Raw genomic sequence first — 21,511 nt, forward strand, 5'->3', positions numbered from 1 at the left:
GCCTCGCGTGACGACCGTCCTGACGTACGGAACCTTCGACCTGTTCCACATCGGCCACGTGCGGCTGCTGGAACGCCTGGCCGACCTCGGCGACGAGCTGGTGGTCGGTGTCTCGACCGACGAGTTCAACGCGGTCAAGGGCAAGAGCACGATCATCCCCTACGAGCACCGGGCCGAGATCGTCTCGGCGATCAAGCATGTCACCACCGTGATCCCGGAGAACGGCTGGGAGCAGAAGCGTCAGGACGTCATCGACCACGGGGTCGACATCTTTGCCATGGGCGCGGACTGGAAGGGCAAGTTCGACGAGCTGTCCGACCTGTGCGAGATCCACTACCTGGAGCGGACCGACGGCATCTCCAGCACCAAGCTGAAGGAACAGCTGGCCGACCCCGCGGCTCTCGACCTCGACCGGGTCCGGCACGCCCTGGACACGCTGCAGCAGGTCGTCGACAACTACAGCACCCTGCGCTGACCGGTCAGCTCGACGCCCCGGGGGCCGACTCGGCGTTCTCCTGCGCGAACGCCATCGCCCCGGCCCCACGTGGGGACGGCCACAGCGACCTCAGCAGCCGGGACCGTCTCTGGTTGAGCCACAGCGCGCTCAGGGCGACCGTCCGTTCGGCCGCCGCGGCGACGCCGCTGCGGTCGCTTCCGTTGGTGAACGCGAAGTGCCGGTACAGCACGTGCCGGAACCCGTTGCGCCACGATCCTGGCAGCTCGCAGTAGGCGGGCAGGCCCGTGGCGGCGCGCTGGGCAACAAGCTCACACACCCGCTCCAGCCAGGTGTCCTCGGCGGGCGGGTGGAAGTAGTTGTCCGCGCACCACGCCAGATCGGCGTGGCGGAAACGCCCCTCGACGACGTCGTCGGCCGGGCCCAGCAGACCGCTGCCCCGCAGGGACAGGTTGATCTGCGAGACGCCCACCCCGAAGTCGTCGACGGCGACGGCCGGGACGCCGGCGGCGACTGCCTCCAGGAGCGCCGTGGAGCTGACCGTCACGAACCCGCTCGCGCCGTCGAGATGGTGGTGCATCGGCCCGGTGCGCACGACGAGGTTCACGGGACGCTCGGGCAGCGTCTCCACGAGCTCGGTGTAGGAGACCTGCTCGTGATGGGTCTGCGCCTCCCCTGCCCTGGCCCGCACCTTGACCACGACCTCCCGGTCGGGACGGGCCCGGGCGGCAGCGGCGAGCCGTTCGACGAGCCACTGGCGCTCGGACCGTCCCGACGGCACGAGGGCCTGCGCCGCGAACACGACGGGACCCGCGGACGGTGGGGCCGGCGTCCGGCGCGGGCGATGCAGGTCGAGGCGTTGCAGGTACGGCAGCCGCGCCAGCTCGAAGCGGTCCGGCAGGCCGAGCCGTCGGCTCGCATGCCGGAACTCCCGCAGCTCGCGGCGGCTGTGCACCACGAACACGTCGGCGGCGCGGCGGAACCCCAGCCCGTACGGCAGCACCGGGACCCCGACGCCCGGCAGCCCCGTCACGATCACCGGCCGGGTGGGCGCGTTGCGCACCACCGAGACGGCGGCCTGCACCGTCCACCCACGGGCGGCCAGCACCAGCACGTCCGGCGTCTCGTCCTCCAGCCGCCGGCGCAGGTCCGTCAGACCGATGAGCCGAGGCGCCCTGCCGGCGTGGCTGGTGCCGGCGAGCGCGTCGGCGACCTGCGAGGGGCTCGGCAGCGCAGCCCCTCGAGCGATGAGGAGCTCCACGTGCCAGTCGTCCGGGAACCGGTCCGCCAACGCCGCCCCCCACTTGACGTAGGAGTCGGTGTCGGCGAGCACCAGCACCCGGACGACGTCGTCGTTCAGCACGTGGCGACGCGACAGATCCCGGTCACGACGCTGCGCTGACCGGGTCCGTGTGGCGACGCAGCCGAGCCATCGGCTGGTGCTCGCCGGGCATGACGCGCTTGACCCCGTCACCGAGAGCCTTCTCCACGGTGCGGATGTCCTGCACGAGGTCGATGAACGGCTGCGGTTCGAGGCTGGCGGCCTGGTCCGAGCCCCACATCTCGCGGTCCAGCGTGATGTGCCGTTCCACCGCCACCGCGCCGAGCGCGACAGCGGCCACGGAGATCTCCAGGCCTGTTTCGTGGCCGGAGTAACCGACCGGGACCCCGTAACGCTCCTGCAGGATGCTGATGACGCGCAGGTTCGCCTCCTCCGGGGGCAACGGGTACGTCGAGGTGGCGTGCATGATGACCAGCTGCTCGGTGCCGAGCACCTCGACGGCGCGGTCGATCTCCTCCAGGGTGCTCATCCCCGTGGACAGGATGACCGGCTTGTGCGTACCGCGCAGGGCGGCCAGCATCTCAAGGTCGGTGACCGACGCGGAGGCCACCTTGTGGCAGGACACGTCCAGGTCCTCCAGGAACTCCACCGAGGGAACGTCCCACGGCGAGGCGAACCAGTCGACACCGCTGCTCTCGGCGTGGCCGGCGATCTCGGCGTACTGCTCACGCTCGAACTCCACCCGGTACCGGTAGTCGAGATAGGTCATCTCTCCCCACGGCGTCTGGCGGATGGTGTGCCGCACGTCCTCGGGCGTGCTGAGGTGCGGCGTCCGCTTCTGGAACTTCACTGCCTGGGCACCGGCCTGCGCAGCGACGTCGATCAGTTCCTTGGCCACGCTCACGTCACCGTTGTGGTTGATGCCGATCTCGCCGATGACGTACGTCGGACGACGGCGCCCCACGATCTCCTCACCGATCTTCACCCATTCAGCCATGGTTCGGCCCCTTCTGTTGCGTTGAGTCCTGCGTGAACAGATCCTTCGGCGCGAGCACACGGTCTGCGAGCTCGCGCACCGCCCCGGCTCCCCCTCGATGCCGCAGCACGTGACGTGCGACGACCCGGCAGGCGGGATGAGCGTCGGCCGGGACGACCGGCCAGCCCACGGCGGCCAAGGCCTCGACGTCGTTGACGTCGTTGCCGAGATAGGCGATGTCGTGCAGGCCGACATCGTTCTCACGGGCCCACTCGCGCAGGGCCGTGACCTTGTCCGAGCACCCGGTGATCGCGTCGACGCCGAGCTTCTCGGCACGGGCGGCGACCACGGGGTTGGTCTCGGTGGACAGGATGAGGATCGGCCGTCCGGCCCTCCTCAGGCGGGCGACTCCCATGCCGTCGGAGCGGCTGACGACGACGGACTCGACGCCATGGGAGTCCACGCGCACGCTGTCGTCGGTGTGCACTCCGTCGAAGTCGGTGACCACGGCACGCGCCCTGATGGGCGCGGACGCGGTGTCGGTGCCGGCGGCCTCACGACGCAGCAGCAGCTCCTCCGCGAGGCGCAGGTCGTGCTCGGTGTCGATCTCCAGGGCGTCGACCGAGTCCACCTCGACCATCTTCAGGCGTCCGAAGAACCGGTGCCCGTGCTCGAGGAAGCCGTCGGTGCGCATGACGTAGAAGGCGCCCGTCTCGATGAACTCCGGTGCACGGTCCTGGCGTCGATGCCGGCGTGAGACGTCGTGGTTGACGCCCTCCGGTCCGTCGTCGCCATGGCGCCACACGTGGGCGTGCGTGCGGGTGACACTGAACGCGACGTCGCACTCGTCGTCACGCACCGCAGCGATCGCCTCGGCCAGACGGTCGGGATCGATGAACGGGCTGGTGGCCTGGACGAACAGGACGATGCCCGGCACCGGACCGTCTCCATGAGACCCGGCCAGATGGGCCAGCGTGTGCTGGATCGCCGACTCCGACGTGGCGAGGTCGCCGGAGAGCTGGGCCGGCCGGTCGACGATGCGCGCCCCCGCTCCGCGCGCGGCATAGGCGATCTCGACGTCGTCGGTGGAGACCATGACCACGTCGACGCCGGGGGTTCCGCGGACGGTGCGGACCGCTCGCACGACGAGCGGCTCGCCACCGAGGGTCCGCAGGTTCTTGCGCGGCACCCCCTTGGAGCCACCCCGGGCGGGAATGATGGCGCACACGTCGGCGGTGGGCGCGAGCGTGGGTGGCGACGCCGGCCGCCGGGCGACCGTGAGGTGTTGCAGGGTCATGTCTGCTGACGCTAGGCAGCACGGTCGACCGGAGGGTGAACGAACATCCCCCCGGAGACGAACGTCGGACGTCGCACCGGCGCGGTCAACCGGGTCCGGCGAGCAGTCGGGGGCCATCCGGTGACGGGTGGGCGAACGCACAGCCAACACTGCTGCCGGGCCTGGCGTGGAGGTTCGCGTGGCTGATGCATCGCACTACCGTGCTGGCGTGCCTCCTGCCGTTCCTCCCGCCGCTGCTCCGACGGCGCTCGTCGTCGCTGCCTTCGACTCCCAGCTCAAGTGGGCCTCGGCCATCTGGTCCGAGCTGCGCTCGAGGGGGTTCGCCTGCCGGGTCGCTGCGCCGCGCACGATGGCGACGCTCTCGCAGGAGCAGATCGCGGCGACGGGGGTCGATCACGTGGAGCTGGTGGCGGCCGACGAGCTGGTGGACGTGGCCCTCGAGCACGACGTCGTCGTCAATGCCCTGTCCGGTCCGTTCGTGCACGACTTCACCCTCGAGCTGGCCGAACGCGGCGGCGACGGACCAGGACCGGTCGTGGTGGCCGGCTGGGTGGGCGTCATCATCGAGAAGCTCACCGCCGGCTACCTGGACCGCAGCGCGGCCGACGTCGTGGCCGTCAACGCCCAGCACGAGCTGCAGCACTTCGCAGGCGTCGCCCGGAGGCTGGGCATCGGCACCGACAACCTGCTGCTGTCGGGTCTGCCGATCCTGTCCACGTCGCCCCGTCCCCAGGACACTGGTCCGATCCGGACCGTGCTGTTCGCGGACCAGCCGACCGTCCCGAACGGGCCGGTCGAACGCCTGCACCTCTACCGCCGGCTCGTCGATCACGCACGGCGACACCCCGAGCGCACGGTCCTGCTCAAGCCCCGGCACCGACGTGGCGAGGGCACCTTCCACCGCATGCACCACCATCCGCAGGACCTGCTGGCCGATGACGACCTCCCGGCCAACGTCGAGTTCACCCACCGTCCGGTGCCCGACCTGCTGGAGGAGGTCGACCTGCTGCTGACAATGTCGTCCACGGCCTGCCTGGAGGCCGTGGATCGCGGCCGGCGCGTCGCCCTGGTGCTGGACCTCGGCGTCCACGAGCGGCACGGCAATCATGTCTTCCTCGACTCGGGTCTGCTACGCACGTTCGACCAGGTTGACGTCGACGACCTCGGCGCACCGGAACCTGCGTGGATGGACAGCTGGTTCGGGGGACGCGAGGTGGCACCTCCGGTGGCGATCGTCGACCGGGTGGAGGCTCTGCTCGCCTCGGGTGATCGTCCGTCACGGACGGCCTTGGGCTCGCCCTACCTGCAGGGCGCCCTGGCACTGCACCGTGCCCGCGGCGCAGCGCAGCGACCACGCCCACCGTCAGCGTGGACCCGTCGCCGGCACAACCACGGGCCCCTCCTGGGCACCGCCATGCACCTGGGGTTCGAGTGGGCCCCGCCGGCGGTGCAGCGGCCGGTCCGGCGCTGGTGGCGAGAGCACCGGCCCCTCGGCTGAGGGGGTGAGGCTGACCGCTCATCCACAGGCGTCACCTGGAGCCCGCCACGCAGACGATATCCGTGCCAGCATGAGCAGCCATGGGAGCGATCCGTGCGACCGAGCGCCTGGATGATCACCGATGATGACCGGCCTCGGAACGATCATGGTCGTCGCAACGCCCGCTTTGGCCTTCATCGGCTCCGTGTTGGGTCACCGATGGGCGCGCAGAACCGCGACAGAGCTGGATCGGTGGCGCAAAACGTGAAGAGTGAGTTCCGCCATGACGATCGACCGGACTGAACATTCTGATTCCGCGACGACTCCTGATGACGTGCGCATCCTCGCGGCACAGGTCAGCATGAAGGCCGACCGTCGGCTCGGACGTCAATCACCAGAAGCTATCGTCGCCCTGGCCAACGCGGAGCCGGCTCACGGCCGCTGAACGCTGCCTCAGCCCCCTGGCCGCAGGATGGGTTCGCTCTGCTGCGACTTCCACTCCCGGAAGGACTCCTCGGTGTCGCCGTGACGCCAGTAGGCGGAGATGGAGGCGTCGGCCCGTGCGACTCCTCGCTCCTTCATGAGGTACGGCCGGACACTCGACAGCAGACCCGCCTCGCCGTGCACGAAGACCTGCACCCGACCGGCCGGCCACTCCCAGGCCCGCACGGCATCGTCGAGCAACGTCGTCGTGCCGGGCTGCGCGCCGTCGCGGTGCAGCCACCGCAGGTCGACGTCGGCATCGCTGCTGACCGGCTGCTCCTCCTCAGGGCCGGCGACCTCGAGGAACGCGGTGGCGCGGCTGCCTGCCGACAACGACTCGAGCGAAGCGGTGATGGCGGGCAGCGCGGCCTCGTCCCCCACGAGGAGATGGTGGTCGGCCTCGGGGTCCGGTCGGTACGCGCCACCCGGTCCCCGGACGTGGATGGTCTCGCCGGGCTCGGCCTGCGCAGCCCACGGTCCGGCCACCCCCTCGTCGCCGTGGACGACGAAGTCCACCCACAGCTCCCGGGCCTCGGGGTCGAAGCGACGGACCGTGTAGGTACGCAGGATCGGCCAGGCCTGCGGCGGCATCGTCTCACGGATGACGGCGAGGTCGAGCGGCTCGGGATAGGTGTGCCCCACCGCGAGGAAGACGAGCTTCACGTAGGAATCGGTGCTCCCTGTCCAGCCCGCCGCGAAGGCGTCGAGCTGGTCGGTCTCGCCGGGAACATCACCCAGCACGAGGCGTCGCATCGTGGGGGTGAGCAGGTCGTTGCGCAGCACGCTCAGTCGTGCGGGACGATTCTTCGACACGTCGGTAGCCTAGCCAGCGTGAGCCAAGCAGATCCCGCCCCCGCCAGCGCCCAGCCCGCCATCGACGTCACGACGTTCGACCCCGAGATCCGCCCGCAGGACGACCTGTTCCGCCACGTCAACGGTCCGTGGCTGCGGACGACACCGATCGCCGCCGACCGCGCCACCGCAGGCGGGTTCGTGACCCTCGTCGACGAGGCCGAGAAGGTCGTCCGCGCCATCGTCGAGGCCTGCCGGGACGAACCAGAGGCCGACGACGACGAGCAACGCAAGATCGGCGACCTCTACACCAGCTTCATGGACGAAGAACGCGTCGAGCAGCTCGGCGCCGCCCCTCTGGCCGAGGACCTCGCCAGCATCGAGGCCATCGAGACGGTGCCCGGCTTCGTGCAGACCCTCGGCCACCTGGAGCGTTCAGGCGTCGCCAGCGTCGTCGGTCTGTACATCGCTCCTGATCGCGGCAACCCCGACCGCTACGTCATGCACGTCGACCAGGGCGGCATCGGGCTGCCGGATGAGTCCTACTACACCGACGACGACTTCGCCGACATCCGCACGGCCTACGTCGAGCACGTGCGCACCATGCTGGCGCTGGCCGGCCTGGACGGCTCCGGGGACAGCTCGGCGCGCGCCCGCGCCGAGCGAGTGATGGACCTGGAGACCCGCATCGCCTCCCACCACTGGGACCGGGTGGCCTGCCGCGATGCACAGAAGACCTACAACCTGCTGCCGTTCGCGCAGCTGCAGACGTTGGTGCCGTCCTTCGACCTGACGTCGTGGATGCGCGCCGCACAGATCCCCGACGCCGCCCTCGCGGAGGTCGTGCTCGGTCAACCGTCGTTCCTGCAGGGGCTGGAGGGGCTGCTCACCGAGGCCGACCTCCCCGCGTGGCGTGACTGGTTGCGCTGGAACCTCGTGCACAGCGCAGCACCGTACCTGTCCACCGATTTCGTCGCCGCCAACTTCGCGTTCTACGGCAAGACGCTCTCGGGCACCGACGAGCTGCGGCCGCGGTGGAAGCGTGGCGTGGGATTCGTCGAGTCCAGCATGGGCGAGGCCCTGGGCCGGATCTACGTGCGCAGCGAGTACCCGGAGACGGCCCGGGCCCGCATGGACGATCTCATCGCCCACCTCATCGAGGCGTACCGCCGCAGCATCAGCGACCTGGAGTGGATGAGCGATGAGACCAAGGCACGAGCGCTGGAGAAGCTCGAGTCGTTCACGCCCAAGATCGGGCACCCGGTGCGGTTCAAGGACTACTCGGCCCTGGAGACCGACCCCACCGACCTGCTCGGCAACGCCCAGAGGGCACTGGCCGTCGCCATGGACCGGGAGCTGGCCAAGATCGGCTCGCCGATCGACCGAGACGAGTGGTACATGACGCCGCAGACCGTCAACGCGTACTACAACCCGACGATGAACGAGATCGTCTTCCCGGCCGCCATCTTGCAGCCACCGTTCTTCCACGCCGACGCCGACGACGCGGTCAACTACGGCGCGATCGGCGCGGTGATCGGTCACGAGATCGGGCACGGGTTCGACGACCAGGGCTCTCACTACGACGGCACGGGCGCCTTGCGGAACTGGTGGACCGATGAGGACCGGGAGGCGTTCGAGGCGTTGACCGGCGCGCTGGTCGAGCAGTACGACGTCCTCTCCCCGGAGGGCGCCGACGGGCACACCGTCAACGGGTCCTTGACGATCGGGGAGAACATCGGCGACCTCGGAGGACTCGGCATCGCGTTCAAGGCGTTCCGGATCGCGCGCGAACGCGCTCAGCAGGAATCGGGGACGGACGCAACACTGATCGACGGGCTGACTCCCGATCAACGCTTCTTCCTGTCCTGGGCGCAGGCGTGGCAGGGCAAGGTGCGTCCGGCCGAGTCAGTACGCCGGCTGACGATCGACCCGCACTCCCCGCCGGAGTTCCGCTGCAACCAGGTGGTCCGCAACATCGACGCCTTCTACGAGGCCTTCGGCGTCACCGCCGACGACGACCTCTGGCTGGATCCGGCGGACCGCGTCACCATCTGGTGACGTCCGGTCCTCAGCCAGGGGTCTGTGGGAGCAGCCGGCTCACTGACCCTCGGCATGCTCCGTCGGGTGCAGCGTGTCCTCGCCGCTGGTGAGGCGGCGGCGCACCAGGAAGGACTCCACCGCGAGCAGCATCGCCACCGACACCATCCCGATCACGAAGAAGCCGAGTACCGCCAGCACGTCCTCCCCGGGGGCGAGCAGCTCGTTGTCCTCGCCCTGCCACGGCCACAGGGAACGCAGCGAACCGGCCATCAGACCCGTCATCAGGGCCAGGGTGATGCGGCGACGGTGCATGAGCAGCCAGCGCAGCACCTGCACGAACAAGCCCAGCCCGAGGATCGCGCCGAGCATGAAGACGCCGACGTAGCCGAGGTCGCGCTCGTTGAGGGCGGCCAGCGTGGGCTCGTACAGACCGACCGTCACCAGGATGAAGGAGCCCGAGACACCGGGCAGCACCAGTGCACAGACCGCGAAGGCCGCGGCCATCGACACCAGCCACAGCGGCGGGTCGGACGGGTCGAAGGCCGGCAGGCCGGTCAGCAGGAAGCTGGTGAGTCCGGCGACGCCGGCCACGGCCCACTCGCGACGCGTCCACCGACCCCCGACCATCCGCGCGGGCACCGCGAGCGAGACCAGGATCAGCCCGGCGAACAGGGCACGCGCGAACACCGGATGATCCTCCACGAGCGGCGCGACGATCCGCGCCCCCACCAGGATCGCGGCCATCATGCCGATGCCGATGGGGAGGAGTACGCGCCACTGCACCGCGGCGAAGTGCTCCCCCGCACGACCCAGGCCCCGCCCGCGTGGCAGGTCGACGACGGCCCGCACGATGCCACGCACCAGGTTGCCTGCTGAGTCGATGAGGATCTCGTAGACACCGACGATCAGGGCGATCGTGCCGCCGCTGACGCCCGGGAGGATCTCGGCCACCCCGATGAACGCGCCGCGGAACAGGTCGATGAGTGTGCGCACGAAGCTCACGGTGCGGTACCTCCTCTGGTGGGGACGACGGGGCGACGTCGCGACGAGGACGAACGAGCCTCGGTCGTCGATCCCGACCTTTCAAGCAGCATCGATCCTCTCATGGCGACCAGCCGGCTGCTTTCGCCCTCGGCGAACGCAGCCACACTCAGGGAATTGAGTCGCCTCGGCTCAAGTTATGTGAATTGAGTCGGTCATGGTGGCCGGCGGCACGATCCCCAGGAGGTACTCATGTCCACTCTCACCCTGCGCTCACGGCGCGATCCGTTCTTCTCCGACTTCGACGCCCTCGTCCGGTCCGCGTTCGGCACCGGAGCCGGCACCGGCTCGGGACAGAACGTCGCCTTCTCCCCCGCCGTGGAGACAGCGCGCGACGGTGACGACATCGTCGTACGACTCGAGCTTCCCGGCGTCGACGTCTCCGAGGACGTCAGCGTCGAGGTCGTCTCCGGGCGCCTCGTCGTCAAGGGCGAGCGCCGCGACTCGCGCTCGGAGGAGTCCGAGAGCCGTCGGCTCAGCGAGATCCGTTACGGCTCGTTCCAGCGGACGTTCTCCCTGCCGTCCCACGTGACGGCCGAGGCAGTGACGGCGTCCTACGACGCCGGCATCCTCAGCGTCCGCGTCGCGGGCGTCTACGCCGGCACCGAGCCGACACGCATCTCCATCGAGAGCTGATCCGCCCGATGCCACGACCCCCGTCCGTCCGGGCGGGGGTCGTCGCACGTCACAGGCCGTTGCGACGGCTGAAGGCGGTGGCCAGGCGCTGGTAGTGGGACCCCGTGACCCGCACCATGACGTCCAGGACCTTGGCGTCGGCGCCGACCAGAACTCGAGCACGGTCCTTCTCGACCGCCTGCAGGATGATCCGTGCGGCCCGTTCGGGCGATGTCCGCGCCAGCTTGTCGAACGACCGCACCAGATCGTCATGGTCGCGCGCGCGAGCCTGCTCGCCGTTGCGGGCGATGTTGGTCCGGATGCCGCCTGGGTGGACGCAGGTGACCTTCACCGGATGACCCCCGAGGATCATCTCCTGCCGCAATGCCTCGGTGAAGCCCCGCACCGCGAACTTGGCTGCGTTGTAGGCGCTCTGGCTGGGCACCGAGAGGATCCCGAACAGGCTGGAGATGTTGACGACGTGACCGTCGCCGGAGTCGATGAGGTACGGGAGGAAGGCCTTGGTGCCGTTGGCGACGCCCCAGAAGTCGACGTCCATGACCCGGTCGAGGTCCTTGAACGGCATCTCGGCGACGCTGCCGGTGTAGGCGATACCGGCGTTGTTGAACAGCAGGTTCACCCGGCCGAAGCGCCCCGCGACGTCCTCGGCGTACTGCACGATGAGCTCGCGCTGGGCCACGTCGAGGTGGTCGGACCTGACGTGCGCCCCCAAGGCTGTGGCCATCTTCTCTGTCTCGGCGAGCCCCAGCGTGTCGACGTCGCTGATCGCCAGCTCAGCGCCGCGGCGGGCCAGCTCGACGGCGAGCGCCCGGCCGATGCCCGATCCTGCGCCGGTGATGACGGCGACCTTGTTCGTGAAGTGGGTCATGAGGCTCCTCTATTCGAGATACCGTTGGTATCTCGAACGGACGCTACACCGTGCGCCAGCCACCACTCAAGGGCCAGTACTCAAAGAGCCAGCGCTCAGGCGTCCCGTCGCCGTGGGGCCAGGCGAACCTGCGGCAGCGGTGGTGCCGGGATGACCTTGCCGCCATGACCGTCGACGTGGCCGAACCGCTCCGCAGCCTGCTCCCACTCCTGCCGGGCGGCCACGACCTCCTCGTGGGTGCGTCCGATGAAGTTCCACCACATGACGATCTCCTCCTCGAACGGCTCACCCCCGATGAGCAGGAGCGTGCAGTCGACGTCCGAGGCGACCTCGATGTCCGTGCGGCCCGGAGCCAGGTACTGCATCTGCCGGTGCGCGACGTCGTGGCCCGCCACCCGGACGTCGCCGTCGACGGCGAGGACGCCGTGCTCGAAGGCCGGGTCGACGGGGATCGTGGCGTGTCCGGCCTTCACGGACAGCTGCGCTCCGAGGAGGGGCGTGTGGGCGTGCGCGGGCGAGGTCTGCCCGTCAAGCGTCCCGATGATGACGAGGGCAGACCAGCCCGGACCCTGCGCACGCGGCAGGTCGGTGACGTGCTCGAAGTCTGCGGGCCCCTTGCGCGTGGCGTCCGGCAGCGCCACCCACAGCTGGATGCCGTGCATGGGGGCATCGGGATCGCCCACGGAGAACTCCGAGTGCGAGACACCGTCGCCCGACGTCATGAGGTTGAGCTCACCGGGGCGCAGCACCACGTCACTGCCCAGGTTGTCGCGGTGCCGGATGGTCCCGGCCAACGGCCAGGTGACGGTCTGCAGCCCCGTGTGCGGGTGCGGCAGGACGGCCATCGGCTCCGTGGTGGGTCCGAAGTGGTCCACGAAGCACCATGCTCCGATGGTGGGGATCCGCCGCTGCGGGAGCGTGCGGTGAACGGTGAGTCCGCGCAGGCCGCCGAGCGGGACGTCACGCGACTCCAACAGCTGGTCAGCAGGCATGCCACCACTGTAGTTCGGCCGCCCACGACCTCACTATCGTCAAGCCATGGACCTCCCCGACCTCCCGCCCGGCATCCGAGCCGCCCGCGCTGACGACGTCACCGCCATCCTGCAGCTCGTCCTCGCGCTCGCAGAGCACCAGAGGGCCGCCGCGCCGGTGGAGACCACGGCAACCCAGCTCCACAACGCCTTGTTCGGCGCAGAGCCGGTCGCACGGGCCCTGGTCGCCCAGACCGGGGACGAGGTGGTCGGGTTCGCGCTCTACTACCTCACGTTCTCCACGTGGGTCGGTCGCGCCGGCCTTCACCTGGAAGACCTGTACGTCCTGCCCTCGACCCGCGGTTCCGGCCTGGGCCGCAGCCTCATGGTCGCCCTGGCCCGCATCGCCACCCACGAGGGCCTGGGCCGCCTGGAGTGGGAGTGCCTGGAGTGGAACACACCGTCACTGGAGTTCTACCGGCGGCTCGGCGCATCCACCGTCGACGGCCACGTCACCTTCCGCCTCGCCGGGGACGACCTGCACCAGGTCGCCGAGCACCCGACGCCCGAGGCGATCAGCTGAGCGACCCGCCCAGCATCGACTCGCGCAGTCGTTGGACGTCGCCCGCCGTCCCCCCGGCGGACTCGTACCAGCCGACAGCGCCTCCGGGATGTGAGTGCCAGCGGTCCAGCACGAGCTGCAGCGCGTCCGCGGCGACGGCGTGAAAGACCGGGTTGACGGGGTAGGCAGCCTCGTCCCGGCGCAGTCGGGCGTCGATCGCCTGCAGGGACTCGCGCGTGCGCAGGTAGTCGGCCTCGATGTCCGAGACCTGCACGCCGAGCAGGCTCAGCACGAGGGCCACCGAGATGCCGGTGCGGTCCTTGCCGGCCGCGCAGTGCACGAGCGTGGGTCCCTGCGCCGCAGCCACCTCGCGCACCAGCTGCACCAGCAGGTGCGCGGAGTCGTCCAGGACGAGTGCGTAGAGGTCGACGAGCGACGCGCCCTGCATCCAGCCGGGCCGCAGCGAGTGCAGCAGCGGCAGGTTCACCAGGCGCGGCCCGAGCGGCGTGAGTGGATGCTCCTGCCCGTGCTCCATGGGCGAGCGAAGGTCGATGACGAGCGACGGCGGCCAGGTGATGCCCTCAGGGGCGACGTCGTCGTGGAACGGCAGGGCGCTGCGCAGGAGCCGACCGGGGGCGACGACGTTGCCGTCGAGAGCGCGCAGGCCACCGACGTCGCGCAGGTTGGGCACGGTGATGGTCACGAACGCCATCGTAGATGTGAGCACCCACACTCCTGCCAGGGGCAACGAGGCGACCGGGCCGAAGGCACCGGAACCTAGGATGAGTGCATGCGTTCCATCAGGAAGGCGGCGATCCAGGCTGCCGTCGGAGGTGGCGCCGTCCTCACCGGGTACCAGGGCATGCTCATCGCGCAGGCCCTGATCGCCAAGCGGGCGATCGGCGTCACCGATGCGCGGCCGCCCCGGCCCGAGGGGATCTACGGCGACGACCTGCCCGGGGCCCCGTTGCGCGTCCTCGTGCTCGGCGACTCCGCCGCCGTCGGCTACGGCATGCACACCGCCGACGCCACCCCACCGGCCATGATCGGCATCAGCCTGGCCCACGTGCTCGACCGTCCCGTGGACGTCCGCTCCGAAGCAGTCGTCGGCGCCCAGACCTCCGACCTGCGCGAGCAGATCGACGTCGGCCTGGAGCACGAGCCCGATCTCGTCGTCATCATCGTCGGGACCAACGACGTCACCCACCGTGTCCCCGCGTACGCCTCCACCCGGCTCCTCGCCGCGGCCGTCTCCCGGCTCGTGGAGGCCGATGCCCAGGTGGTCGTCGGCACGTGCCCCGACCTCGGCACCGTGGAGCCGATCCCCCAGCCGCTGCGCCACGTCGCGCGACGCAAGAGCCGCTCCCTGGCCCGCAAGCAGACCGTCGCCGTGGTGCGTGCCGGCGGACGCGCCGTCTCCCTCGGCGACCTGCTCGGGCCGGTCTTCGCCGAGCGGTCCGACGTCATGTTCGGCGACGACCGCTTCCACCCCTCCGAGACCGGCTACGCCAACATGGTCTCCGCGCTCGTGCCCTCCCTCGCTGCGGCCTGGCGCGAGCGCGACCGCGAGCTCGCCGCTCCCGAGGTCGGCGGCAGGGTCAGCTCGGTGTCCCTCACCGAGGCCGCCGAGCGCGCCGGTCGCCGCCCCGGCACCGAGGTGAGCCGACAGGGCCGCTGGGCGCGTGTGCTGCGCCGCGCTCGCGGCTGAGCACCCGCTCACCACGGCGAACGGGCCGGCCCTCCCCGAGGAGGACCGGCCCGTTCGCCGTGACGTAGGAGTGCGTCAGTCGCTGCTGGCGAAGATCGCCAGGATGCGCAGCAGCTCGATGTACAACCACACCAGCGTGACGGTGAGACCGAAGGCCGCACGCCAGGACTCGCGCTCCGGCAGCCCGGCCTCGATGCCACGCTCGACCATGTCGAAGTCCATGATCAGCGTGAAGATGGCCAGCACCGCCAGGCCGATCGAGACGACCAGTCCGAGCGTGTTGAAGCCGCGCAGTCCGCCCTGCTCGAGGACACCGAACATGCTGAGGCCGAAGTTGACCAGCATGATGCCGAACACGCTGACCAGCGCGATCGTCATGACCTTGCGGAACTTGTCCGTGACCTGGATGTTGAAGAACTTGTACGCAGCCAAGGTGGCCCCTGCGGCCACGAAGGTGGCCAGCACCGCCTGGAAGACGATCGACGGGTCGCCCACGATGTAGAACGCGATCATCTTGGACAGCGCGCCGACGAGGACACCCTGCAGGGCGGCGAAGGCCAGCACCAGCGGCGGGCTGACGACCTTCTTGAAGGAGTTGACCATCGACAGGGCGAGACCGCCGAAGATGCCGACCATGAGCAGTCCACCGAGCAGGGCGGTGTTCCTGCCGGCATCGGGGTTGCCTGGATCGAGATCACCGGTGGCGAACCACGTGATGGCAGCGGCCACGACGACCAGGCCGAGCGAGATGGCAGTCTTCTCGATGACGCTCGAGATGCTCATCCGGGTGGCGTCGGTGGTGCCGATCGGCGCCTCGGGGCCGCCCGCGGCGCCGTCGAGGTCGATCTTCCAGCTGGCGGGGGAGGCCGTGGTCGCACTACCGCGGCCGTTGAACCCCTCAGATCGTGCGAAGACGGGATTCTTGCTCTGCATCGGTTCCTCCGGGGAAAGAGAATGGTGACCCCGTTGCGAGGGGCCTCGTGGTCTCACTCTACATAACGTCGTGACAGGTCGTTTTGATCCCGGTTCACGTCGGTTTCTGCCTGAAACGAATTCATGCACCGACGTCGACGAGATGGTGCCGCACGTCGTGCCACAGGTACTGCACCAGCGTGGCGACGGTGAACACCGAGCCGTCACCACGGCGACCCGTGCGGTCCCACTGACCGCCCTCGACGTCCTCGAGACGCCGAGCCAGGTCTGCGCCGTTGCGCTCCAACGACCCGGCGACGTCGCCCGGGGCCTGCCGGGCATAGTCCTGCTCGACGGCGGTGGCGTCCTGGTCCCAGTTCGTGAACTCCGGGTCGTCCTCGGTGAGCATCAGCCGGACGCGTTCGTCGAACAGCCGGTAGACGTCGCGGACGTGGCAGGCGTACTCCAGCGCCGACCACGTCGACGCCTCGGGCCGCACCGCCACGTCGGGACGCTGCAGGACGTCTCGCCACGCCGGGACCGAGTCCCGTACGAGAGTCGCGACGTCGGCGGGGCGCACCTGCCAGGCCGCGAGGCCGCACTCGGGGCAGGCGTCGGTCAGGACCCACGTCCAGTCCTTGGTGTCCGGCTCGATGCTCATACCGGCCAGCATGGACCACCGCCTAGGGTTCCGGACATGAGCGATGCTGCCGAACAGCCCCGAGATGGCGCCACCGGGCACCGCCGCGAGCTGGTCTCCTTCACCCGGCGCGGCGGACGCCTGAACGAGCGTCAACAGCGTGTGTGGGACGAGCTGGGCAACCGCTACGTCATCGACGTCCCCCGGGACGCGGCGACCACGTCGGTCCATCCCGACGCTCACCTCGACGTCGAGGCCACGTTCGGACGCGTGGCGCCGCTCGTCGTGGAGGTCGGCTCGGGTCACGGGGACTCCGTGTGCGCTGCCGCCCAGGCCCACCCGGACGTCGACTTCCTGGCGCTGGAGGTCTGGGAGCCAGGCATCGCCCAGACACTGCTCGGCGTCCGACGACTCGGCCTGACCAACGTGCGAGCCGCCGTCGTGAACGCTCCGGAGGCGTTCGCCACCTGGCTGCCCGCCTCAGGCGTGCATGAGGTCCGGACCTGGTTCCCGGACCCCTGGCACAAGCGGCGCCACAACAAGCGCCGCCTGGTCACGGTGGAGTTCACCCATCTCGTCGCGCGGGTGCTGGAGCCGGAGGGCGTGTGGCGCCTCGCGACGGACTGGGCCGACTACGCCGACCAGATGGCAGCCGTCATCGCCGAGTCCGACGTGGTGGACGGCGGGCGCTGCGAACGGTTCGAGGGACGGCCCGTGACGCGGTTCGAGGCCAAGGGCATCGCCAAGGGTCGCCAGATCCACGACCTCGCGGCACGACCGGTCAGCTGACGACGGGCGGATCCGCCGTGGCGCTGCGCAGCCGCTCCAGCTGTGCCATCACGTGGTAGACCACGATGGCCGCGACCGAGCCGAGGGCGATGCCGGTGAACTCCAGGTCACCCGTGGTGACGGTGAGGTCGCCGATGCCGATCACGAGGGCGACCGCGGCGGTGAACTGGTTGACCGGCCGGGAGAAGTCGACCCCGTTGTCGATCCAGATCTTGACCCCGATGATGCCGATGAGCCCGTACAGCGCCACGGTGACGCCGCCGAGGACACCGGGTGGGATGGTGTTGATGAGCTCGCCCACCTTGGGTGAGAGGCCCAGGAAGATGGCGACGGCGCCGGCCACCCAGTAGGCGGCGGTGGAGTAGACCCGGGTCGCGGCCATGACGCCGATGTTCTCGCCGTACGTCGTGGTGCCCGAGCCGCCGCCGGCGCCCGCGAGCGTCGTGGCGATGCCGTCGGCCAGCAGCGCACGCCCGGTGAGCTTGTTGATCGAGTCGTCACCGGCGAGGTGGGCGACGCTGCGCACGTGGCCGACGTTCTCCGCCACCAGCACGAGCACCACCGGGAGGAACGCCGGGACGACCACCCAGGACACCTCGGGGGTGCCGAAGTCCGGGAGCCCGAACCATGCCGCCTCGCGCACGGTCGTGAAGTCGATGGCTCCGGCCGCGACCGCGAAGACGTAGCCCAGAGCCACGCCGACGACGATCGACAGCCGCGCCAGCAGACCGGTGAAGACCACGGCGGTCAGCAGCACCACCGTCAACGTCACCAGGGCCGTCCACGGCGCCTCCTGGACGTTGCCCGTCGCGACACCGGAGAGGTTGAAGCCGATGAGCGCGACGATCGAGCCGGCCACCACCGGCGGCATGAGGGCGTTGATCCACCCGGTGCCGGTGAGCACGACGATGCCGCCGACCACGGTGAGCAGCACGCCCACCGCGAGGATGCCGAAGAGCGCCTCACCGGTGGAGCCGGCCGCCGTCGCGGCCGTGATGGGCGCGATGAACGCGAAGGAGGACCCCAGGTAGCTGGGCAGCCGGTTGCCCGTGATGACGAGGAAGAGCAGCGTGCCGACACCGGAGAAGAAGAGCGTCGCCGACGGCGGGAACTCGGTGATGATCGGGACGAGGAACGTCGCGCCGAACATCGCGACGACGTGTTGTGCGCCGAACCCGATGGTTCGCGGCCAGCTCAGCCGTTCGTGAGGGGCGACGATCTCGCCCGCCGTGACGTTGCGTCCGTCTCCGTGAAGCTGCCAGGTCATGGACAAAGACTGGCGTATCGGCCCGCGGTTCGATCCACGGGGTGGCCGTGAGCCTCAGCTGTCGTTCTGGGGACCGTCCTCGGCCCGGGCCCGCAGGCCCTGGTAGACGTCGAACGCCCCGAGCAGCACCAGCACGATGCCCAGGGGCCGCCCGGTGAACCACAGGAACTCCGCGTCGGCGAACCCGAGCGCCAGCACCGCGCCGGTGACCAGGAGCAGCAGACCGATGGACAGGTGGGCGATCGCTCTCATACCCCTGACCGTAGGGCACACCCGGAGGTCGGTCGCTCACTGGCTCGCATCGACGAGCCCCGCACGGTGTGCGATCACCACCAGCTGCGCGCGATCACGGGCGTCGAGCTTGGCGAGCAGCCGGCTGACGTAGGTTCGCGCGGTCGCCGGGCTGATGAACAGGCGCTCGCCGATCTCGGCGTTGTTCAGACCGCGGCCGACCTCCGCGAGCACCTCCACCTCCCGTGGCGCGAGCCCGGAGACGAGCCCGGGATCCACCGCTGCTCGCGGGTGCGCAGCGGCCCGCATCACGGTGGCGGCGACACTCGGAGACAGCGCGGGGTCGCCGGCCGCGACGCCACGGACGGCGCGCCTGAGCTCGCCGGGGTCGACGTCCTTCAGCAGGTAGCCGGCCGCCCCCGCCCGCAGCGCCTCCACCACCGTCTCGTCCTCGGCGAAGGTGGTCAGGACCAGAACGCCCACGTCGGGCAGGTCGGGGTCCTCACTGATCAGCTGGGTGGCAGTGATGCCGTCCAGACCGGGCATGCGGACGTCCATGAGCACGACGTCAGGGCGGGTCTGGCGGACCTTGGCCACCGCGGCGCCACCGTGCTCGGCCTCGGCCACCACCTCGATGTCGCCGTCGTGCTCGACGAGGGCACGCAGTCCGCTGCGCAGGAGCGTCTCGTCCTCGGCGATCACCACCCGGATCACGGCTGCTCCCCCGCCGGCGGAGCGCCGATCGGCAGCACCGCGTCGATCCTCAGCCCGTCGGCCCCCGGGGAGAGCGAGACCGTCCCTCCCTGCTGCCCCACCCGCTCACGCATGCCGCGGATGCCGCGGCCCTCCACCAGCCCCTCGGCCCCTCGGCCGTCGTCCTCGACCCTCACCACGAGGTTCCCCCCGGCCTCCTCCAGCCGGATCCACACTCTTGTGGCGCGGGCGTGCCGCAGCACGTTGGTCAGAGCCTCCTGGACGATCCGGAACACGACGCTCGAGACGTCCGGCGGGATCGCCGAGCCATCCAGGTGGTCCTGGAGGTCCACCTCGAGGCCAGCGTCCCGGGCCGCGTCAACCACCGGGCCCAGGCCGCCGGCGGCCGCCGGTTCACGGTCCCCTGCAGCACTCAGGGACGTGAGGGTCCGGCGCAGGTCGGCGAGGGAGGTTCCCGTGGCCGACACGACGTTGTCCAGCGCCTGGGCAGCGGCGGCGTCGTCGGTCCCGAGCGACTGCTGGGCCACACGCGCCTGCACCGAGACCAGGGACAGGGCATGTCCCACCGAGTCGTGGACGTCGCGCGCGAGGCGGACCCGCTCGGCCTCGACCTGCCGGTTCACCTGTTCCTCCCGGTGTTGACGTTGCAGTCGCACGACGCGTTCGTGCTGCTCACGCAGGGCCTGCCGACTGCGCACCGTCGACGCGAGCGCGATGGCGCAGCCGATCAGCGCCGCGTTGGTGATGACGTCGTAGGCCAGGAGCGAGCTGGTGACCTCGTGATCAAGCCGGAAGTACAGCGAGACGCCGACGAGCAACACCCCGATGCAGGCCGACACCACGACCCGTCCACGGCCTGCAGCGGCGTAGAACGCACCCACCACCGGGAGCGCCATGCCGATGGGCGGCAGGCTGGCGGCGTAGTAGGCAAAGACCCCGAGCACCGCCACCACCAGCACCAGGACGGGGAACCTGCGACGCAGCAGCAGGACGGCGCCGAAGCCCACCGCGAACAGGTAGGCGAGCGCCTGGGTGCTCCCGCTGTCGTGCGAGCCGATCGCGATGATGAGGGCGACCGAGATCGCCTGGGCCGCGGCGACCAGGACGTCGAGCACCCAGTCCGGGACCTCCTCGTGGCGGCTGACCTGCGTGGACACGGCGTCCCCTCCTCGTTCTCTGGGAACCATCGTGGCAGCGTCGTGCCCTCACCGTGTACGTCGAGAGGCGACGTCAGGAGTCGCTCGTCGACCGACGCGCCCGGCCATCGTGCAGACCTAGCGTGATCCACATGAACTTCAACTCCGTGATCCGTGACCTCAACTGGCCGCTCGTCCTGGGCCTGGGCGCCCTCGCCCTCCTCCGTCCGCTGTTCTCGATCGTCGGCCTCAGTGACGCGCTCGGCAAGCCCGCGACCCCGCTGCTGCTGACCGCAGCCATCACGTTGGCGTGGGTGCTGATCGTCGGACTCAGCTCGGTGCGCCAGCCCGTGGCGACGCTGGTCGCGGCAGGGCTCGCCTACGCGGTGGGGGCCATCGTGCTCAGTGCGGTGCTCTCACCCATCCTCACCGGTGAGCTCCAGGGACCCCTGGCCATGCCGCTGGCGATCATCCCCTTGTTCGTCACCAACGCCATCTGGGGACTCATCGCCGGCGCGATGGCGCTCCTGCTGCAGCAGATGAGGACGTCCGGTCGAACCTCATGACGTGGCCTGCCGCGACGACGGCCCAGACCACATAGCCCAGCAGCATGACTCGGCCGAAGAGCCCGGTCAGCACACCCGGCCCGAAACCGTCGGTGGCTCCGGCCGCAGTGATCATGAAGGCGGCCGACGCCGCGAGCGTCGCTCCCGTGACAACCCACAGGATCGGCATCACCGAACGCCAGGAGGCGACCCGCTGGAGGCTGATCGTGAGCAGCAGGACGGCGAACGGCGTCAGGTTGAGCTGTCCGCCGACGTTGTGCAGCGTCCCGGAGAGCGTGGCCTCCTCAGCGGTGATCGGGTCGGTCGGGAAGGTCGCGGCGATGACCATGCCCGCCGCGCTGACGGCGGCCAGCACCGCCCCGGCCCGTCCGACCCGGCCGGGCACCTGTCGCCACATCAGCACGGCGAGGGCCGCGGAGCAGAGAGCGACCGCCAGGAACGCGGCCGTCATGAGGAAGCCGGCCGGTCCGAGCGCGTACTCGCTGACGAACCGCCAGGTCGGGTCGAGCTCCGGCCGCACCACGTGCAGGCAGCCGAGGAGGACCGCGAAGGTCACAGCCGAGGCGGCAGCGGTGCCGGCAAGGTGATGGTCGGACACACGCACGTGGTGCGGGCGGCGGGTCTCGATGGTGTTCATGGTTCTGCGTCCTTTCGACGACGGTGACGTTC

The 21,511-nt window shown here is 70.1% G+C and carries 24 protein-coding genes; 9 read left to right on the forward strand and 15 right to left on the reverse strand.

Annotated features, from left to right (window positions below):
* Positions 1-7 precede the first annotated feature (7 nt).
* Positions 8-475: an adenylyltransferase/cytidyltransferase family protein gene (locus ACEVFP_RS15465; RefSeq protein ID WP_375000335.1), complete on the forward strand. Its 468-nt coding sequence runs from the start codon at positions 8-10 to the stop codon at positions 473-475.
* Between the two features lie 4 nt (positions 476-479).
* On the opposite strand, the gene ACEVFP_RS15470 is transcribed toward ACEVFP_RS15465, so the two are convergent.
* From ACEVFP_RS15470 to ACEVFP_RS15480, 3 genes are read right to left on the reverse strand one after another with little or no spacing between them, the layout of a single operon-like run.
* Complete coding sequence (locus ACEVFP_RS15470) at positions 480-1,817, reverse strand: DUF6716 putative glycosyltransferase (RefSeq protein ID WP_375000336.1); 1,338 nt, start codon at positions 1,815-1,817, stop codon at positions 480-482.
* Between the two features lie 22 nt (positions 1,818-1,839).
* On the reverse strand, positions 1,840-2,733 hold the full coding sequence (locus ACEVFP_RS15475; RefSeq protein WP_375000337.1) for an N-acetylneuraminate synthase family protein: 894 nt from the start codon (positions 2,731-2,733) through the stop codon (positions 1,840-1,842).
* A complete protein-coding gene (locus ACEVFP_RS15480; RefSeq protein ID WP_375000338.1) occupies positions 2,726-4,009 on the reverse strand; it encodes a cytidylyltransferase domain-containing protein in 1,284 nt (427 codons plus the stop codon). Before ACEVFP_RS15480 ends, ACEVFP_RS15475 begins: the two co-directional genes overlap by 8 nt.
* 208 nt (positions 4,010-4,217) lie before the next feature.
* On the opposite strand from ACEVFP_RS15480, the gene ACEVFP_RS15485 reads away from it, so the two are divergent.
* Positions 4,218-5,507 carry a DUF6716 putative glycosyltransferase gene (locus ACEVFP_RS15485; RefSeq protein WP_375000339.1) on the forward strand — a complete coding sequence of 430 codons (1,290 nt, stop codon included), beginning with the start codon at positions 4,218-4,220 and terminating at the stop codon, positions 5,505-5,507.
* A 262-nt stretch (positions 5,508-5,769) separates the two neighbouring features.
* On the forward strand, positions 5,770-5,931 hold the full coding sequence (locus ACEVFP_RS15490) for a hypothetical protein (protein WP_375000340.1): 162 nt from the start codon (positions 5,770-5,772) through the stop codon (positions 5,929-5,931).
* An 8-nt stretch (positions 5,932-5,939) separates the two neighbouring features.
* Here the strand turns inward: ACEVFP_RS15490 and ACEVFP_RS15495 are convergent, their stop codons facing one another.
* Entirely contained in the window at positions 5,940-6,782 is an 843-nt protein-coding gene (locus tag ACEVFP_RS15495) for a siderophore-interacting protein (RefSeq protein ID WP_375000341.1), read from the reverse strand.
* Between the two features lie 18 nt (positions 6,783-6,800).
* Between ACEVFP_RS15495 and ACEVFP_RS15500 the strand changes: the two genes are divergently transcribed.
* Positions 6,801-8,819: a M13 family metallopeptidase gene (locus ACEVFP_RS15500; RefSeq protein WP_375000342.1), complete on the forward strand. Its 2,019-nt coding sequence runs from the start codon at positions 6,801-6,803 to the stop codon at positions 8,817-8,819.
* A gap of 39 nt (positions 8,820-8,858) precedes the next feature.
* On the opposite strand, the gene ACEVFP_RS15505 is transcribed toward ACEVFP_RS15500, so the two are convergent.
* Positions 8,859-9,803 carry a DUF368 domain-containing protein gene (locus ACEVFP_RS15505; RefSeq protein ID WP_375000343.1) on the reverse strand — a complete coding sequence of 315 codons (945 nt, stop codon included), beginning with the start codon at positions 9,801-9,803 and terminating at the stop codon, positions 8,859-8,861.
* Positions 9,804-10,034: 231 nt separating this feature from the next.
* Between ACEVFP_RS15505 and ACEVFP_RS15510 the strand changes: the two genes are divergently transcribed.
* Entirely contained in the window at positions 10,035-10,478 is a 444-nt protein-coding gene (locus tag ACEVFP_RS15510) for an Hsp20/alpha crystallin family protein (protein WP_375000344.1), read from the forward strand.
* A gap of 49 nt (positions 10,479-10,527) precedes the next feature.
* Here ACEVFP_RS15510 and ACEVFP_RS15515 read toward each other — a convergent pair whose 3' ends face one another.
* Positions 10,528-11,346 carry an SDR family NAD(P)-dependent oxidoreductase gene (locus ACEVFP_RS15515; RefSeq protein ID WP_375000345.1) on the reverse strand — a complete coding sequence of 273 codons (819 nt, stop codon included), beginning with the start codon at positions 11,344-11,346 and terminating at the stop codon, positions 10,528-10,530.
* 95 nt (positions 11,347-11,441) lie between these two features.
* The gene (locus ACEVFP_RS15520; protein ID WP_375000346.1) at positions 11,442-12,338 is read right to left on the reverse strand and encodes a pirin family protein; all 897 of its coding nucleotides are present in this window, start codon (positions 12,336-12,338) and stop codon (positions 11,442-11,444) included.
* Positions 12,339-12,384: 46 nt separating this feature from the next.
* Here ACEVFP_RS15520 and ACEVFP_RS15525 point away from each other — a divergent pair, with 46 nt between their 5' ends.
* Positions 12,385-12,900, forward strand: a complete 516-nt coding sequence (locus ACEVFP_RS15525; RefSeq protein ID WP_375000347.1) for a GNAT family N-acetyltransferase — start codon at positions 12,385-12,387, stop codon at positions 12,898-12,900.
* Here the strand turns inward: ACEVFP_RS15525 and ACEVFP_RS15530 are convergent.
* Positions 12,893-13,582, reverse strand: coding sequence for a tyrosine-protein phosphatase (locus ACEVFP_RS15530; RefSeq protein WP_375000348.1), 690 nt, complete (start codon positions 13,580-13,582; stop codon positions 12,893-12,895). The genes ACEVFP_RS15525 and ACEVFP_RS15530 overlap by 8 nt on opposite strands.
* An 87-nt stretch (positions 13,583-13,669) precedes the next feature.
* Here ACEVFP_RS15530 and ACEVFP_RS15535 point away from each other — a divergent pair, with 87 nt between their 5' ends.
* Positions 13,670-14,587: an SGNH/GDSL hydrolase family protein gene (locus ACEVFP_RS15535; protein WP_375000349.1), complete on the forward strand. Its 918-nt coding sequence runs from the start codon at positions 13,670-13,672 to the stop codon at positions 14,585-14,587.
* Between the two features lie 75 nt (positions 14,588-14,662).
* Here ACEVFP_RS15535 and ACEVFP_RS15540 read toward each other — a convergent pair whose 3' ends face one another.
* Both ACEVFP_RS15540 and ACEVFP_RS15545 read right to left on the reverse strand, forming a co-directional pair.
* Positions 14,663-15,520, reverse strand: coding sequence for a Bax inhibitor-1/YccA family protein (locus ACEVFP_RS15540; protein ID WP_375000350.1), 858 nt, complete (start codon positions 15,518-15,520; stop codon positions 14,663-14,665).
* Positions 15,521-15,641: 121 nt separating this feature from the next.
* Entirely contained in the window at positions 15,642-16,160 is a 519-nt protein-coding gene (locus ACEVFP_RS15545; RefSeq protein WP_375000351.1) for a DinB family protein, read from the reverse strand.
* A gap of 36 nt (positions 16,161-16,196) precedes the next feature.
* On the opposite strand from ACEVFP_RS15545, the gene trmB reads away from it, so the two are divergent.
* Positions 16,197-16,928 (forward strand): tRNA (guanosine(46)-N7)-methyltransferase TrmB, encoded by a 732-nt coding sequence (trmB, locus tag ACEVFP_RS15550; protein ID WP_375000352.1) that lies wholly within the window; start codon positions 16,197-16,199, stop codon positions 16,926-16,928.
* Here the strand turns inward: trmB and ACEVFP_RS15555 are convergent.
* From ACEVFP_RS15555 to ACEVFP_RS15570, 4 genes are read right to left on the reverse strand one after another with little or no spacing between them, the layout of a single operon-like run.
* Entirely contained in the window at positions 16,921-18,195 is a 1,275-nt protein-coding gene (locus ACEVFP_RS15555; protein ID WP_375000353.1) for a uracil-xanthine permease family protein, read from the reverse strand. The genes trmB and ACEVFP_RS15555 overlap by 8 nt on opposite strands.
* Before the next feature lie 54 nt (positions 18,196-18,249).
* Entirely contained in the window at positions 18,250-18,447 is a 198-nt protein-coding gene (locus ACEVFP_RS15560) for a hypothetical protein (RefSeq protein ID WP_375000354.1), read from the reverse strand.
* A gap of 36 nt (positions 18,448-18,483) precedes the next feature.
* Complete coding sequence (locus ACEVFP_RS15565; RefSeq protein WP_375000355.1) at positions 18,484-19,140, reverse strand: response regulator; 657 nt, start codon at positions 19,138-19,140, stop codon at positions 18,484-18,486.
* Positions 19,137-20,297 (reverse strand): sensor histidine kinase, encoded by a 1,161-nt coding sequence (locus ACEVFP_RS15570; RefSeq protein WP_375000356.1) that lies wholly within the window; start codon positions 20,295-20,297, stop codon positions 19,137-19,139. Before ACEVFP_RS15570 ends, ACEVFP_RS15565 begins: the two co-directional genes overlap by 4 nt.
* A 131-nt stretch (positions 20,298-20,428) precedes the next feature.
* On the opposite strand from ACEVFP_RS15570, the gene ACEVFP_RS15575 reads away from it, so the two are divergent.
* A complete protein-coding gene (locus ACEVFP_RS15575) occupies positions 20,429-20,842 on the forward strand; it encodes a hypothetical protein (protein WP_375000357.1) in 414 nt (137 codons plus the stop codon).
* On the opposite strand, the gene ACEVFP_RS15580 is transcribed toward ACEVFP_RS15575, so the two are convergent.
* Positions 20,781-21,479, reverse strand: a complete 699-nt coding sequence (locus ACEVFP_RS15580) for a DUF998 domain-containing protein (RefSeq protein ID WP_375000358.1) — start codon at positions 21,477-21,479, stop codon at positions 20,781-20,783. The genes ACEVFP_RS15575 and ACEVFP_RS15580 overlap by 62 nt on opposite strands.
* Positions 21,480-21,511 lie beyond the last annotated feature (32 nt).

Origin of the sequence: Aeromicrobium sp. CTD01-1L150, assembly GCF_041951745.1 — a bacterium.
In the GTDB taxonomy this organism is placed as follows: domain Bacteria; phylum Actinomycetota; class Actinomycetes; order Propionibacteriales; family Nocardioidaceae; genus Aeromicrobium.

Bases quoted from the DNA above. Each gene is read 5' to 3' on its own strand.
- ACEVFP_RS15475 (WP_375000337.1), bottom strand. From the start codon at position 2,733: ATGGCTGAATGGGTGAAGATCGGTGAGGAGATCGTGGGGCGCCGTCGT.
- ACEVFP_RS15480 (WP_375000338.1), bottom strand. From the start codon at position 4,009: ATGACCCTGCAACACCTCACGGTCGCCCGGCGGCCGGCGTCGCCACCC.
- ACEVFP_RS15490 (WP_375000340.1), top strand. From the start codon at position 5,770: ATGACGATCGACCGGACTGAACATTCTGATTCCGCGACGACTCCTGAT.
- ACEVFP_RS15510 (WP_375000344.1), top strand. From the start codon at position 10,035: ATGTCCACTCTCACCCTGCGCTCACGGCGCGATCCGTTCTTCTCCGAC.
- ACEVFP_RS15515 (WP_375000345.1), bottom strand. From the start codon at position 11,346: ATGACCCACTTCACGAACAAGGTCGCCGTCATCACCGGCGCAGGATCG.
- ACEVFP_RS15520 (WP_375000346.1), bottom strand. From the start codon at position 12,338: ATGCCTGCTGACCAGCTGTTGGAGTCGCGTGACGTCCCGCTCGGCGGC.
- ACEVFP_RS15525 (WP_375000347.1), top strand. From the start codon at position 12,385: ATGGACCTCCCCGACCTCCCGCCCGGCATCCGAGCCGCCCGCGCTGAC.
- ACEVFP_RS15535 (WP_375000349.1), top strand. From the start codon at position 13,670: ATGCGTTCCATCAGGAAGGCGGCGATCCAGGCTGCCGTCGGAGGTGGC.
- ACEVFP_RS15540 (WP_375000350.1), bottom strand. From the start codon at position 15,520: ATGCAGAGCAAGAATCCCGTCTTCGCACGATCTGAGGGGTTCAACGGC.
- ACEVFP_RS15545 (WP_375000351.1), bottom strand. From the start codon at position 16,160: ATGAGCATCGAGCCGGACACCAAGGACTGGACGTGGGTCCTGACCGAC.
- trmB (WP_375000352.1), top strand. From the start codon at position 16,197: ATGAGCGATGCTGCCGAACAGCCCCGAGATGGCGCCACCGGGCACCGC.
- ACEVFP_RS15555 (WP_375000353.1), bottom strand. From the start codon at position 18,195: ATGACCTGGCAGCTTCACGGAGACGGACGCAACGTCACGGCGGGCGAG.
- ACEVFP_RS15560 (WP_375000354.1), bottom strand. From the start codon at position 18,447: ATGAGAGCGATCGCCCACCTGTCCATCGGTCTGCTGCTCCTGGTCACC.
- ACEVFP_RS15575 (WP_375000357.1), top strand. From the start codon at position 20,429: ATGAACTTCAACTCCGTGATCCGTGACCTCAACTGGCCGCTCGTCCTG.
- ACEVFP_RS15580 (WP_375000358.1), bottom strand. From the start codon at position 21,479: ATGAACACCATCGAGACCCGCCGCCCGCACCACGTGCGTGTGTCCGAC.